We start from the raw sequence: 13,165 nt of genomic DNA, 5'->3' as shown, positions 1-13,165 counted from the left end.
TGTGGGAGCGAGCTTGCTCGCGATTGCAGGCTGTCAGTCAGCACAACTATTGAATGGGCCGCCGCCATCGCGAGCAAGCTCGCTCCCACAAGGGATTCGGTTTCTGCAGATGGAATGTTTATTCATAACGATCGCCCCGGTTCGCGGCAGACCTGCTGCCCGGCTTCGAGCAGCGTCGAGCAGGCGCGCACCCGGCGACCATCGCCCAGTCGCACCCAGCAATCCTGGCAGGCCCCCATCAGGCAGAAGCCGGCGCGGGGTTCGGCACTGAAGTCGCTGCTGCGCAGGTGTTCGCTGCAAGTCAGCACGGCGGTCAGCACGGTATCGCCGAGCAAACCGCTGGCGCGATGGCCGTCGAGGGTAAAGTCCAGGGCCGGGCGGTCAGCTTCGGCCAGTCGTTTCAGCAGAGCCATGGCGCCCTCATTGTTTACCCACCAGAACCCGATCCAGGCCGTAGACCCGATCAAGCAGAATCATCGTCAGTGCGGTCAGCGCAATCACCAGTGCCGACACCGCCGCCATCATCGGATCGATGGACTCAGTGGCGTACACGTACATGCGCACCGGCAGGGTTTGTGTGGCCGGCGAGGTGACGAAAATCGACAGCGTGACTTCGTCGAAACTGTTGATGAACGCCAGTAGCCAGCCACCGGCCACCCCCGGCAGAATCATCGGCAGGGTGATCTGGCGGAACAGCGTGAAGCGTCCGGCGCCCAAGGATTGCGCGGCGTGTTCGGCGCTGCGATCCAGGCCAATCGCCGAGGCCAGCACCAGACGCAGCACATACGGTGTAATCACCAGCACGTGGGCGAAAATCAGCCAGACGAAGCTGCCATTGACACCCAGCAACGCAAACAGGTGCAGCAACGCCACACCAAGTACCAGGTGCGGAATGATGATCGGCGACAGAAACAGGCCGTTGAGAAAGTCTCGACCGGGAAACTCGAACCTGGTGATCGCCAGCGCGGCGGGCACCGCAATCAGCGTCGCCAGGGTGGCTGCACCGAACGCCAGGATCAGGCTGTTGTAGAACGCATCGACAAAATCGGCACGCTCGAACACCGCGCGAAACCAGCGTAGAGAGAACTCCGTGGTCGGCAGGCTCAGGGTGTTTTCCGGAGTGAAGGCCACAAGGCAAACCACCACCAGCGGCGCCATCATGAACACCACCACCAGGGTATGAAACAGCAGGGCGAAAGGACCGTTCCTGGACATGACGAATTATCCCAATGACTTCTTGTAGCGGCCTTCGATCATGCGATTCCACGACAGCATGATCAGCAGGTTGATGAGCAGCAGAGCCACGGCAATAGTCGCGCCCATGGGCCAATTGAGCTCCGATAGGTACTGGTCGTAGATCAGCGTGGCAACCATCTTCAGCCGACGACCGCCGAGCAGGCCGGGGATCGCGAATGAGCTGGCGGCCAGGCCAAACACGATCAATGTGCCGGACAACACACCAGGCATGACCTGTGGCAGCACGACTTGGCGAATCACCGTGAAGTGACTGGCGCCCAGCGACTGCGCGGCTTGTTCGGCGGCGGGATCGAGTTTCTGCAGCGAGGTCCAGACCGGAATGATCATGAACGGCAGCATCACGTGGACCAGCGCAATCACCACCGCGAACGGCGTGTAGAGCAGCTTCATCGGCGAGCCGCCGAGGGCTTGCAGGGTCTGGTTGACCAGGCCGTCGGCGCCGAGCAACAGGCTCCAGCCGAAGGCGCGCACCACCACCGAAATCAACAGCGGAGTGAGGATCAGAATCAGGAAAATCGAGCGCCAGGGTGTGCCCATGCGACTGAGGATGTAGGCCTCGGGCACGCCGATCAGTACGCAGAGCAAAGTGGTCAGGGCGCTGATCCACAAGGTGCGCAGAAAGATCTCGTAGAAATACGGATCGCCCAGCAGGTTGCTGTAGTGCTCGACAGTGTAGGCGTCGCCGTTGATCCCCGAGCTGTAGTCGAAGACGTTGAACGACAGCACCAGGGTCAATCCCAGCGGGATGATCAACAAGCAGAGGTACAAGGCCAGGGCCGGTGCAGACAGCCAATACCCCTGGCGTCCCTGGTGGATGGCGGTGAGCGTACTCATGCTGGCACCTCGTCGACACTCAGCACTCGCAGCAGCGCCGCGTCCCAGTCCAGACCGACTGCAGTGCCTTCGTTCAACGGCGCAGAGCCATCATTGCGGCGCACCACGCAGAGTTCGCCCAGGCTCGTCCCGACGCCGTACAGCCATTGGCTGCCGAGGAAAAACCGACTGACGATCTTGCCTTGTAAACGACCGTGGCCGGCATCGCGCAGATCGATTTTTTCCGGCCGCAGGCTCAGGGTCAGATCGCCTTTGCCAACACCGCACACCTGAACCACACCGGCACCATTGCGCTCGCCGGGCAGCAGATTGGCCTTGCCGACGAATCCGGAAATGAACTCGGTGCGCGGGTGTTCGTAGAGGGTGTAGGGCGCGTCGATCTGGGTGATGCGCCCGGCCTGCATCACCACGACACGGTCGCTGATGGACAGCGCCTCCGACTGGTCGTGGGTGACCATCAGCGTGGTGATTGCAACTTCGCGCTGGATGCGGCGGATCTCGAATTGCATCTCTTCGCGCAGATTGGCGTCAAGGTTGGACAGTGGTTCATCCAGCAAAAGTACCGGCGGCTGAATCACCAGGGCGCGGGCCAGGGCGACGCGCTGGCGCTGGCCACCGGAAAGCTCCCGCGGGTAACGCTCGGCGTGCTGATTCAGGCGCACCAGTTTCAGAACCCGGTCGACTCGCTGCTGGATATCAGCGTTCGCCACCTTGCGCATGCGCAGGCCGAAAGCGACGTTGTCCTTGACGGTCATGTGCGGGAACAGCGCGTAGCTCTGGAATACCACCCCCAAACCGCGGCTGGCGGGTTTGGCGTGGGTGATGTCGCGGCCATCGAGCACGATGCGCCCGCTGGTGACTTCGACGAAGCCGGCAATCATTTGCAGAGTGGTGGTCTTGCCGCATCCCGAGGGGCCGAGCAAAGACACGAATTCACCTTTCTCGACCGAGAGGTCGGTGGCGACGACGGCGTCGATTTCGCCGTAGCGTTTGCAGAGTTTTTCAAGTTGCACAAAAGCCATGACTGCGCTCCACCTGAGATTGTTATGCGTCACCCAAAGGCGCGCTTTTTTGTATGGGCAGATACGAAAAGATGTTGCCGGGGTGCGTGGCGCTCGACTTGAGTCGGCTGCCGCTGTTGTTCGAATCGCCCCTGTCTGGACGCAGAGTAGGACGAAGACTAGGATGGGCTCAATGGCCTATTTCACTGAGGCGATGACTATTTTAAGTTTTATTCGATCAGTAAATTAATAATCGGAAAACAAGATGCAAGATTCCATTGAGCGGAATGAAAGCAAAAGTGAAGTCGGTGTCGGCGCGGTCTCAAGACTGTTTGCGGTACTGCGAACACTGGGTGATAGCGTCGAGGGCGGCGAGCGGGTGACGCAACTGGCGCAGCGCATCGGCTTATCGCAACCGACGACGCATCGGTTGCTGCGCAGCCTGATGGACGAGGGCATGGTCGAGCAGGATGGGCGCAGTAAACGCTATCGCCTGAGCCTGGATTTTTTCGCGCTGGCGGCGCGTGCGGGCAACACCGGAAACTTGCGCGAACTGGCACGGCCGGCGCTGCTGCGACTCTCGGCTTCGCTGGGTGATTCGTTGTTTTTGCTGGCGCGCTGCGGCTTTGATGCGATCTGTCTGGACCGCAGCGAAGGGCCGTTCCCGATCCGTACCTTTACCGGGGATATCGGCGGGCGTGTGGCGTTGGGCGTGGGTCAGGGCAGCCTGGCGATTCTGGCGTTCCTGCCGGAGGAAGAGCGCGACACCGTCATCCATTACAACTTGCCGCGCCTGAAAGACTTCCACCTGTATGACGAGGTGTTCCTGCGCTCGGAAGTCGACAACGTGCGCGCCCTGGGTTACGCCGGGCGCAATACCGGCGTGCTGCAGGGCATGGCCGGGGTGGCCGTGCCGATTCTCGATCGTGAAGGTCGCGCGGTGGCGGCGTTGAGTGTGGCGACCGTGAGTGACCGATTGGGCCCGGATCGCCTGCCGACGGTGGTGGACATGCTCAAGCGCGAAGCGGCGCTGATCGGGCCGCGGATCAATCCGTTCGACCCGCTACTGCGCCGGCCTTCGCAGGTGTTTGGGCAAGGGTAAGATTTACATGTCCGCACAAATCCCCTGTGGGAGCGAGCTTGCTCGCGATAGCGGTCTGTCAGGCAACACTCAGTGACTGTCAGGCCGTCATCGCGAGCGAGCTCGCTCCCACAGGGGAGGGGATCAGAACTGTATGGTCTGTTTCAGCATCCGCGCCGCCGGCGTATCCGCCGGGCTGACCATCGCATAGTTGTAGCCACTTCCCGACCAGTACTCGGCCTGCAACTCGCCATCACTGCGACTGCCCCTGGGCAGCAGAAAGTTTTTCGGCCCAGGCGGGCGCACGTAGAAACTGACTTTCTGCCCGCCCTGGTTCTCGTAGACCACCATCGCCGCCGGGCCTTGCTCGGTGCTCAGCAGGCGCCCACTGACCGGTTTGAAACCGGCATCGGAAAGGTCGGGCAGGCGATTGGCCTGAGTGAAATAACGGTCGAGCCAGCCTTGCATATCACCGTCCTCGCCGACGTTGTAATCGGCCGGGAGGATGCCTTGCTGGGCAATCAGGCGATAGGCCTGTATAGCGTCGGCCATCGGTGCCGGGGCGCTGGCCAGGGTCATTTCCCGTGCTTGCCAACCGCTGAAACCGCCGACACTGACTGCGATCAACAGCACCGCCGCGCTGGCCAGGTGCCGACGGGACTGGCGTTTCAGGTGTTGGCGAATCACGGCTGGATCGAGGTTCGGATTGACCGGTTGCTGCAAGGCGCCACCGAGGGTCGCGCGCAGTTGCTGGGCGTCCAGTTGCCAGGCGCGCACTTGTGCGGACATTTGCGGATTGCTCGCCAGAAAAGTCTCTACCAGGCGTCGGTCGGCGTCGCTCAGTTGGTGATCGACATAGGCGTGCAGGTCACGCTCGCTGGGGGGCATGCTGATCATTTGAGTCTCCGCAGGGAAGGGCGGTTGATTTCGCCATCACTGAGTTGGCGCAGGGCCTGGCGAGCCCGGGACAGGCGGGACATCACGGTGCCGGTGGGTACGTCGAGAATCCCGGCGACCTCTTTGTAGCTCAGGCCTTCCACCRACACCCAGAGCAGCAGCGCGCGTTGCTCGGTGGGCAATTGATCGAAAGCGCTGAGGGTCGATTGAGCGATAACGGTGCGCTCCACCGAGGGCTGGGCATCGTCACGCCCGGTGAAGAATTCGAGCATGCGCGCATAGCGCCGGGAGCGACGGTGCGCATCGAGAAACTGCCGGTAGACAATCGAGAACAGCCAGGCGCGCAAGTCGCCCTCGGCGCGTTTGCCGCTCCAACTCGACAATGCCCGCTCCAGGCTCGCCTGCACCAGGTCGTCAGCGCTGCTGGTGTTGCGCGTCAACGACACGGCGAACCGTCGCAATCTTGGAATGATTTCCCTCAGTTGTTCGTCGATATCGTTCATGAAGTTCTGACTGGTCGCTACGCTTGGGACTAGGAAGACGTCCGGTACTGGAGGTTATTCCACGTCAGAAAAAATAAACATCGCGCGTGGGAATAAACCTGCATGCGGTTCGTCTGCTTGATTCTTCTCACTTGTGGCCGATGGCCCTGGAGTCTTTCATGGTAGATCGATCATCACCGCCAACCCGGCCACCCTTGAGTGCGGCGAGCCTGACGTTGCGTCTGGCCGGCATTGCCGTGGTCGTTGCGGCCGTGGCTGGGGCGTTTGCCTACGTCAACGGTACCTTCGACCCACAGCGCCTGACCCCGAAGAAACTGATCAACGTGCTGGAAACCAATAACGGCGTGCATCAGGGTTTCCGTCGCAACCATTCCAAAGGCGTGTGCGTGATCGGGCATTTCGAGAGCAGCTTTGATGCGCGCAGCTATTCCACCGCTCAAGTGTTCAACGAAGCGCGGACGCCGGTGGTGGGGCGTTTCGCCTTGCCGGCCGGTAACCCTTACGCGCCGGACAGTGCTGTGCCGATCCGCAGCATGGCCTTGCGCTTCACCCAGGCCAACGGCCAGCAGTGGCGCACCGGGATGAACAGCATGCCGGTGTTTCCGGTGGGCACGCCCGAGGCGTTCTATCAACTGCAAAAAGCCCAGTCGCCAGACCCGACCACCGGCAAACCGGACCCCAAGGCGGTACCGGCGTTTTTTGCTTCGCACCCGGAAGCCGCACCGTTCCTGGCCTGGATCAAGACCGCCAAGCCGTCGGCCAGTTACGTGACCGAAAACTACAACAGCGTGAATGCGTTCTACCTGGTCAACGCGGCCGGCCAACGCCAGGCCGTGCGCTGGAACATGGTGCCACTGGCCCAGGACACACCGGGGGGCACTGCACCGGAGGGCAATGATTTCCTGGAGAAAGACCTGGTTCAGCGAATCGCCGCCGGCCCGTTGCGCTGGCAGTTGAACATCACCCTGGCCAACCCCGGCGATCCGGTCAACGACGCCAGCAAGGCCTGGCCCGAAGGGCGCAAGGTGTTGAATGCTGGCACCCTGGTGCTTGAAAAGACTCAACCGCAACTCAACGGTGAATGCCGTGACATCAACTACGATCCGCTGGTGTTGCCTGCCGGGATCGAAGGTTCCGACGACCCGTTGCTCGCCGCCCGTTCAGCCGGTTACGCCAATTCCTACCTGCGTCGCACCAGCGAAGTAAGCCAGTTGCCCGCCGCCAAACAGGAGGCCCAGCAATGAGCAACCAACCGAACCACTTCGCCCCGCTGGCGCGCCTGCTGCACTGGCTGATGGCGCTGATGATCATCGCGATGCTGTTTATCGGCGCCGGCATGGTCGCCTCGGTGTCCGAGCGTCATGAATGGCTGATTCATCTGCACAAACCCTTGGGCATCGCGATTTTGCTGTTGGTGATCGTGCGCCTGGTGGTGCGTTTCTCCACCACACAGCCACCATTGCCGGCGGACTTGCCGGGTTGGCAGGTGCGGGCGGCCAAGGCGTCGCATGTGTTGCTGTACGCCTTGATGCTGGTTCTGCCGCTGCTGGGCTGGGCGATGATTTCGGCGTCGGGCGAGCCGGTCATGCTCAGCAGTTCGCTGCAACTACCGTCAATTGTGCCGGCGAACGCGCAGGTGTTTGCGTTTTTGCGCAAGGCGCACGGGTATCTGGCGTATCTGTTGTTTCTGACTGTGTTGCTGCATTTGGCGGCGGCGTTGTTTCACGGTTGGGTGCGTCGCGATGAGGTGCTGGACAGTATGTTGCGGGGTAAGGATCGCGGATAATAGCCGGGCGAAAAAAGATCGCAGCCTGCGGCAGCTCCTACAGGGAAACGCATTCCAATGTAGGAGCTGCCGCAGGCTGCGATCTTTTGATCTTGAAGGGCAATTAACGCAGGCTATCGACCATCTCGGCCACGGTGGTCAGCACATCCTTGCCCAATTGCTTCGAACGTTTGCCCGACCAACCGGTTTCCGCGTTCGGGTGGTCGTCGTGATCCTTGAACGGCATTTCCAGGGTCAACGACAGGCAGTCGTACTTCTGCCCGACGCTGTTACAGGCCAGCGTCATGTTGGCCCGGCCCGGTTCGTCGCGGGTGTAGCCGTACTTGGTCTGGAAGTCTTTGGTGGTGTGCTTCAGATGACTGCGGAAGTGCTCCTCGAGCTTTTCGATTCGCGGCGTGTAACCGGGGTTGCCTTCGCAACCGGCGGTGAATACGTGAGGGATTTCCTCGTCACCATGGGCGTCGAGGAACATGTCGACGCCGTACTTTTCCATCTGCTGCTGAACGAACAGGACTTCCGGGCTGATTTCCTGGCTGGCGCTCTGCCAGGCGCGGTTGAGGTCCTGGCCCATGGCGTTGGTGCGCAGGTGGCCGTGGAAAGCACCGTCCGGGTTCATGTTTGGCACCAGGTACAGGTCGGCGCTGGCCAGCAGTTTATTCAGCACAGGGTCGTCGTGTTTTTCCAGGCGTTCGATCACGCCTTCCATGAACCACTCGGCCATGTGCTCGCCCGGATGTTGCTGGGCAATCATCCATATCTTGCGTCGGCCTTCGGCCCCGGTGCCTTTGCGCAACAACTGAATGTCGCGACCTTCGACACTTTTGCCGGTGGCCAACAGTTCGGTGCCGGCCTTGGTCAGTGCCTGCTCGATCAGCCAGTCGTGGCGACCACGGCTGTAGGGTTCGAAGTAGGCGAACCAGGCGTGGGTTTGCTCGGCTTCAAGGCTGAAACGCAGGCAGTCGCCTTCGAAAATGGTCGGTACGCGGAACCAGTTGACGTGATCGTAGGACGCCACCGCCTGATAACCGGTCCAGGCTTTGTTATAGGAGGATTGGCTGGCATTGTTCAGGCGAAACCAGTGCTCCTGGCCAACATGCAGGCCGCTGGCCTTGAAGTGGAACCACTGGAAATGCGGACTGCGGGTGTCCGGGCGAATGGCCAGAAGCGGTTTGAGCGGGTCGCTGATGTCGATGACTTGGATGTTGCCGCTGTCGAAATTGGCACTGATGTCGAAAGAGGATTTAGCGACGCTCATAATCGGGTCCTGAATATGATTTTTATGGCGGCTACTTTACACGCAAGAGTGGGGTGAAACCGAGGGAAATTGCGGGGTGCAGGGGTGGGGGCGTCCTCCTTGACGCTGTCGCAGCTTAGAGGCTGTGCGATTGATTCTCAAGTGCTATCTGTCACTGGTTTGAACCCATGATTCCGGGCCTCTCTTGCCATCTGGCATTCTTTTGATATCATCCGCGCCATCGAATTTGCGGCACCCAAAGACTTCATTAGCCTGAAGCCAAAAGCCAGAAAACTGGCAAAAAAAGACCCGGCAAAAAGCCGGGTCAAAAACCGTGATTAGCCTGATGAGGAGATAGTCCAGGAGACCGACCTAAGGTCACCTGGTCCATCGACTGATCTCGCGATCAGCTGATGCAATAATAATCATTCTCGTTTGCAAGTCAAACGTTTTTACCTGCGCGATAGGAAAATTCTTTCCTGTCCTCTCTAATCGCCTTTTCACCTCAACCGTTTTCATACTTCTCCAGCGATCGATCGACCATCGCCTTGGCCATGTCGATCATGTGCACCGTCGAAAATGCCAGGTCGCGGTTTGCGCCTTGCAGGTGATTGGCTGATTCGTACGCGGTGGCGGCAGCACAGCGCAACAGGTCCAAAGCATGGACCAGCGCCTCTTCGCCGCTGATGTTGCGGTTCACATCAAAAAAGCGCGGTTCGGTCACTTCCTCTGAAATAGCTGGTTTCAAGTAATAGTCCAGCGCGCGTTGTGCCGCCGCTGAGCCCTGGGGCGAGGTGAGGGTGGTGTCGATTTGCATGTCCGACAGGTCATTGGTGGGTGGGTTCATGGCGATGGCAAGCTCCGTGTTAGATTCAGATCCGTGAATCGATCCTAATACGTAATGTATTTGTGACGATAATTTAAATACTACAATATGTGTTTTGATGGCCGGAGTTGCCCACGTATCGTGCCGCACATGGATAAATGGATTGAATTGGTCAAGGCCAAGATGAGTGAACTCAAAATCACTCAAGAGATACTCGCCGAGCGCCTCGGGATGTCCCAGGGCGGCATTGGCCACTGGCTCAACAAACGTCGTGAACCCGGCATCGAAGACATGAACCGTGTCCTGCAGGCGCTGGGTCTTGAGTTTCTCGAAGTGGCGCTGGTAATCCGGGAACCGCAGGCGTCAACGGACGACGAAATCCCTTTGACACAGAAGTACAATCCGTACTTCCGCTACCCGGTCAGTGACTGGCGCGAACCTGTCGAAGTGCGCGATGGCGAGGTCGCGGTGTATGGGAAAGGGCACTTTGAATTGTCCGATTATCACGCGCAGGGACCGGCATTCTGGTTGAGAGTGTCAGGTGATGCGATGACCGCACCCACTGGCATCAGTATTGCGGAAGGCATGCTGATCCTGGTGGACCCGGCGGTGGACGCCGAGCCTGGCAAACTGGTCATTGCCCAGTGGCCGGGCAGCGCCGAAGCCACGTTCCGCAAGCTCATCGAGGAGGGCGGGCAGCGTTATCTGGTACCGCTCAATCCGACGTATCCGAAAGCCTTGTACGCCGAAGATTGTCGAATCATCGGCGTAGTGGTTCAGGCAACAGCCAGGTTCTGATCAGATCGGTCCTCGCGATGCGCAGGACCGATCTTCATTTCACGCTTCTTCCAGTTCAACCAGTGCACTGCCTTCGCTGACCATCTCGCCTTCCTGACAATACAGCGCCTTGATCACCCCGGCATGGGGCGCGCGAATGCTGTGCTCCATCTTCATCGCTTCCAGTACCACCAATTGCGCCCCGGCTTCGACCGATTGCCCGGCGTCCACCAGTACGCGCACGATGCTGCCGTTCATCGGTGCGGTCAGCCCGCCATGATGGCTATGGCTGGCCTCGACGGCGCTGATCGGATCGTAAGCCTCGATGCGGCGCAACTCGCCATCCCATTGCAAATACACCTGTTCGCCACGGCGTATTGCGCGGTGTTGACGGCGCACTCCAGCCTGCTCGGTCAGCAGYTGCTCGCCCTTGAGCCGAGCGCTGTGGGCATTGATGTCGCCCAGCGTCAGCGCCCGGTCCTGGCCTTCACAACTCAGGTGCAGGGTGATTGCTCTCGGCAATCCGGCACGCAGGCCATTACGCGCCGCCCACGGCGAACTCGGGTCATCGGCGCGGGTGGCAGGTGGCTGGCTCTGGGCAAACGCCTGGGCGGCGGCTTGCCAGAACTCATCGCTGAGTTGCGCAGGCGTCGGCAGCAATTGTTCCTGATAGCGCGGAATGAAGCCGGTATCGAGTTCGGCAGCGGCAAATGCCGGGTGGCCGATGATGCGCCGCAGGAAATTGATGTTGGTCTTCAGTCCGCCGATGGCGAATTCGTCGAGCATGCTCAGCAGACGCAACCGCGCCTGTTCACGGTCCTCGCCCCAGGCAATCAGCTTGCCGAGCATCGGGTCGTAGAACGGTGAGATCTCGTCGCCTTCTTCAACACCGCTGTCCACTCGACGCCCCGGTCCTTGGGCGGATTCGCGATACAGCTCCAGGCGACCGGTCGCCGGCAGGAAGTCATTGCCCGGATCTTCGGCATACAGCCGCACCTCGATCGCGTGCCCTGCCAGCGGCACCTGGTCTTGCGTCATCGGCAACGCTTCGCCGCGTGCCACGCGAATCTGCCAGGCCACCAGGTCGAGGCCGGTGATGGCTTCGGTGACCGGGTGTTCCACTTGCAGGCGGGTGTTCATTTCCATGAAGAAGAACTCGCCCCGCGCATCCAGCAAAAACTCGACGGTGCCGGCACCGACATAACCGATGGCCTGCGCTGAACGCACAGCGGCTTCGCCCATGGCGCGTCGCAGCTCCGGGCTCAGGCCAGGTGCCGGCGCTTCTTCGACGACTTTCTGGTGACGGCGCTGAATCGAGCAGTCGCGTTCGTTGAGGTACAGGCAGTTGCCGTGCTGGTCGGCGAACACCTGGATTTCCACGTGACGTGGTTTAAGCAGGTACTTCTCCACCAGCATCCGCGAGTCGCCGAACGACGATTGTGCTTCGCGCTGGGCTGAGGCCAGGGCTTCGGCCAGTTGGCTGACGTCCTCGACCACTTTCATGCCTTTGCCGCCGCCACCCGCGGTGGCCTTGAGCAGCACCGGGTAGCCGATGCGTTCGCAGGCGGCGCGGAAGGTTTCCAGGTCCTGGGCTTCGCCGTGATAACCGGGCACCAGCGGCACGCCAGCGGTTTCCATCAAGGCTTTGGCCGCGGACTTGCTGCCCATGGCGTCGATGGCCGAGGCGGGCGGGCCGAGGAAGATCAGGCCGGCGTTTTCGATGGCGCGGGCGAAACCGGCGTTCTCCGACAAGAAGCCGTAGCCGGGGTGAATCGCCTGGGCGCCGCTGGCCTTGGCGGCGGCAATCAGTTTGTCGATCTGCAGATAGCTGTCGGCGGCTTTGCTGCCACCCAGGTCGACGCGAATATCGGCTTCGCGGCTGTGCCGGGCGTCACGGTCGGTGGCGCTGTGTACGGCCACGGTGGTCAGGCCCAGGGCCTTGGCGGTGCGCATCACCCGGCAAGCGATTTCGCCACGGTTGGCCACCAGCAGGGTGGTGAGGACAGGTGCGCTCATCAGCGGGGCTCCTTGGTGGATTCGGCTTGCCAGCTCGGCGGACGTTTTTGCAGGAAGGCACGCAAGCCTTCCTGGCCTTCAGGGCTGACGCGAATGCGGGCGATGGCGTTTTCGGTGTAGCGACGCAATGCCGGGGTCAGTGAGCCGTCGCCGACTTCGCGCAGCAGATCCTTGCTGGCGCGCATGGCCGCCGGGCTGTTGAGCAGCAGATTGTCGATYCACTGTTCGACTTTCTGTTCCAGCTCGGCACTTGCATAACTCTCCGACAACAAACCGATTTCCCGAGCCCGTTGCCCGCCGAAACGCTCAGCGGTCAAGGCATAGCGACGGGTAGCGCGTTCGCCAATGGCTTGCACCACGAACGGGCTGATCACCGCCGGTGCCAGGCCGATGCGTACTTCCGAGAGGCAGAACTGCGCGTCATCGGCACCGATGGCCATGTCGCAGCAACTGATCAGGCCCAGTGCGCCACCAAAGGCTGCGCCTTGCACCACCGCCAGGGTCGGGACTTTCAGCTTGGCCAGGTTGTACATCAACTCTGCCAGTTCCCGGGCGTCATCGAGGTTGGTGGCGTAATCGAGTTCGGCCGATTGCTGCATCCAGGCCAGGTCGGCGCCGGCGCTGAAATGCTTGCCGCGACCGCGCACGATCAGAAATCGCAGGCTGGCATCGCTCGCGACTTTGTCGAGGGCGAGGATCAGTTCACGGATCATTTCGGCGTTGAAGGCGTTGTTCTTTTCTTCACGGCTGAGCCACAGGGTGGCAAAACCCCGAGGATCGCTCAGCAGTTCGAGGGTGTTGAAGTCGCTCATATTCGTCCGTCTCCACGGTCCTTGTAGGAGCGAGCCTGCTCGCGATGGTTTACAGGGCGGCGCGTTTATTCAGAAAACACGCGTTATCGTTRACGTCCTTCGCGAGCAAGCTCGCTCCTACAGAATCACCCAAGTTGACGT

Annotated in this window: 14 protein-coding genes; 4 read left to right on the top strand and 10 right to left on the bottom strand. The window is 60.7% G+C overall.

The window, feature by feature from the left end:
* Positions 1-122: 122 nt before the first annotated feature.
* The 4 genes from AC1DVH_RS19175 to AC1DVH_RS19160 are packed head-to-tail and all read right to left on the bottom strand — an operon-like array spanning position 123 to position 3,113.
* Entirely contained in the window at positions 123-413 is a 291-nt protein-coding gene (locus tag AC1DVH_RS19175; RefSeq protein WP_477755133.1) for a (2Fe-2S)-binding protein, read from the bottom strand.
* A gap of 7 nt (positions 414-420) precedes the next feature.
* A complete protein-coding gene (locus AC1DVH_RS19170) occupies positions 421-1,215 on the bottom strand; it encodes an ABC transporter permease (RefSeq protein ID WP_477755132.1) in 795 nt (264 codons plus the stop codon).
* 6 nt (positions 1,216-1,221) lie between these two features.
* Positions 1,222-2,091, bottom strand: a complete 870-nt coding sequence (locus tag AC1DVH_RS19165) for an ABC transporter permease (RefSeq protein ID WP_477755131.1) — start codon at positions 2,089-2,091, stop codon at positions 1,222-1,224.
* Entirely contained in the window at positions 2,088-3,113 is a 1,026-nt protein-coding gene (locus tag AC1DVH_RS19160; protein ID WP_477755130.1) for an ABC transporter ATP-binding protein, read from the bottom strand. Before AC1DVH_RS19160 ends, AC1DVH_RS19165 begins: the two co-directional genes overlap by 4 nt.
* A 244-nt stretch (positions 3,114-3,357) precedes the next feature.
* On the opposite strand from AC1DVH_RS19160, the gene AC1DVH_RS19155 reads away from it, so the two are divergent.
* Positions 3,358-4,194 carry an IclR family transcriptional regulator gene (locus AC1DVH_RS19155; protein ID WP_477755129.1) on the top strand — a complete coding sequence of 279 codons (837 nt, stop codon included), beginning with the start codon at positions 3,358-3,360 and terminating at the stop codon, positions 4,192-4,194.
* A gap of 123 nt (positions 4,195-4,317) precedes the next feature.
* On the opposite strand, the gene AC1DVH_RS19150 is transcribed toward AC1DVH_RS19155, so the two are convergent.
* Both AC1DVH_RS19150 and AC1DVH_RS19145 read right to left on the bottom strand, forming a co-directional pair.
* Positions 4,318-5,070: an anti-sigma factor family protein gene (locus AC1DVH_RS19150; protein ID WP_477755128.1), complete on the bottom strand. Its 753-nt coding sequence runs from the start codon at positions 5,068-5,070 to the stop codon at positions 4,318-4,320.
* Positions 5,067-5,573, bottom strand: coding sequence for an RNA polymerase sigma factor (locus AC1DVH_RS19145; protein ID WP_477755127.1), 507 nt, complete (start codon positions 5,571-5,573; stop codon positions 5,067-5,069). The genes AC1DVH_RS19150 and AC1DVH_RS19145 overlap by 4 nt, the downstream gene beginning before the upstream one ends.
* Before the next feature lie 158 nt (positions 5,574-5,731).
* Here AC1DVH_RS19145 and AC1DVH_RS19140 point away from each other — a divergent pair, with 158 nt between their 5' ends.
* Both AC1DVH_RS19140 and AC1DVH_RS19135 read left to right on the top strand, forming a co-directional pair.
* Positions 5,732-6,817, top strand: coding sequence for a catalase family peroxidase (locus AC1DVH_RS19140; RefSeq protein WP_477755126.1), 1,086 nt, complete (start codon positions 5,732-5,734; stop codon positions 6,815-6,817).
* Positions 6,814-7,359, top strand: coding sequence for a cytochrome b (locus AC1DVH_RS19135; protein WP_477755125.1), 546 nt, complete (start codon positions 6,814-6,816; stop codon positions 7,357-7,359). Before AC1DVH_RS19140 ends, AC1DVH_RS19135 begins: the two co-directional genes overlap by 4 nt.
* 103 nt (positions 7,360-7,462) lie before the next feature.
* On the opposite strand, the gene AC1DVH_RS19130 is transcribed toward AC1DVH_RS19135, so the two are convergent.
* Positions 7,463-8,614, bottom strand: coding sequence for a M14 family metallopeptidase (locus tag AC1DVH_RS19130; RefSeq protein ID WP_477755124.1), 1,152 nt, complete (start codon positions 8,612-8,614; stop codon positions 7,463-7,465).
* Positions 8,615-9,098: 484 nt separating this feature from the next.
* A complete protein-coding gene (locus AC1DVH_RS19125) occupies positions 9,099-9,440 on the bottom strand; it encodes a DUF6124 family protein (protein WP_477755123.1) in 342 nt (113 codons plus the stop codon).
* 129 nt (positions 9,441-9,569) lie between these two features.
* Here AC1DVH_RS19125 and AC1DVH_RS19120 point away from each other — a divergent pair, with 129 nt between their 5' ends.
* The gene (locus AC1DVH_RS19120) at positions 9,570-10,217 is read left to right on the top strand and encodes a LexA family protein (protein ID WP_477755122.1); all 648 of its coding nucleotides are present in this window, start codon (positions 9,570-9,572) and stop codon (positions 10,215-10,217) included.
* Positions 10,218-10,256: 39 nt separating this feature from the next.
* On the opposite strand, the gene AC1DVH_RS19115 is transcribed toward AC1DVH_RS19120, so the two are convergent.
* Positions 10,257-12,212 carry an acetyl/propionyl/methylcrotonyl-CoA carboxylase subunit alpha gene (locus AC1DVH_RS19115; RefSeq protein WP_477755121.1) on the bottom strand — a complete coding sequence of 652 codons (1,956 nt, stop codon included), beginning with the start codon at positions 12,210-12,212 and terminating at the stop codon, positions 10,257-10,259.
* On the bottom strand, positions 12,212-13,024 hold the full coding sequence (locus tag AC1DVH_RS19110) for a gamma-carboxygeranoyl-CoA hydratase (RefSeq protein ID WP_477755120.1): 813 nt from the start codon (positions 13,022-13,024) through the stop codon (positions 12,212-12,214). Before AC1DVH_RS19110 ends, AC1DVH_RS19115 begins: the two co-directional genes overlap by 1 nt.
* Positions 13,025-13,165: the final 141 nt, after the last annotated feature.

It is taken from the genome of Pseudomonas sp. P4_C3, assembly GCF_056402075.1.
The sequence above is the reverse complement of the archived record's forward strand: the minus strand, read 5'-3'. Positions and strand labels throughout refer to the sequence as shown.

What these genes read in the sequence shown, in the direction of transcription:
- AC1DVH_RS19175 (WP_477755133.1), bottom strand. Translation starts at nt 413, where the DNA reads ATGGCTCTGCTGAAACGACTGGCCGAAGCTGACCGCCCGGCCCTGGAC.
- AC1DVH_RS19170 (WP_477755132.1), bottom strand. Translation starts at nt 1,215, where the DNA reads ATGTCCAGGAACGGTCCTTTCGCCCTGCTGTTTCATACCCTGGTGGTG.
- AC1DVH_RS19165 (WP_477755131.1), bottom strand. Translation starts at nt 2,091, where the DNA reads ATGAGTACGCTCACCGCCATCCACCAGGGACGCCAGGGGTATTGGCTG.
- AC1DVH_RS19160 (WP_477755130.1), bottom strand. Translation starts at nt 3,113, where the DNA reads ATGGCTTTTGTGCAACTTGAAAAACTCTGCAAACGCTACGGCGAAATC.
- AC1DVH_RS19155 (WP_477755129.1), top strand. Translation starts at nt 3,358, where the DNA reads ATGCAAGATTCCATTGAGCGGAATGAAAGCAAAAGTGAAGTCGGTGTC.
- AC1DVH_RS19150 (WP_477755128.1), bottom strand. Translation starts at nt 5,070, where the DNA reads ATGATCAGCATGCCCCCCAGCGAGCGTGACCTGCACGCCTATGTCGAT.
- AC1DVH_RS19140 (WP_477755126.1), top strand. Translation starts at nt 5,732, where the DNA reads ATGGTAGATCGATCATCACCGCCAACCCGGCCACCCTTGAGTGCGGCG.
- AC1DVH_RS19135 (WP_477755125.1), top strand. Translation starts at nt 6,814, where the DNA reads ATGAGCAACCAACCGAACCACTTCGCCCCGCTGGCGCGCCTGCTGCAC.
- AC1DVH_RS19130 (WP_477755124.1), bottom strand. Translation starts at nt 8,614, where the DNA reads ATGAGCGTCGCTAAATCCTCTTTCGACATCAGTGCCAATTTCGACAGC.
- AC1DVH_RS19125 (WP_477755123.1), bottom strand. Translation starts at nt 9,440, where the DNA reads ATGAACCCACCCACCAATGACCTGTCGGACATGCAAATCGACACCACC.
- AC1DVH_RS19120 (WP_477755122.1), top strand. Translation starts at nt 9,570, where the DNA reads ATGGATAAATGGATTGAATTGGTCAAGGCCAAGATGAGTGAACTCAAA.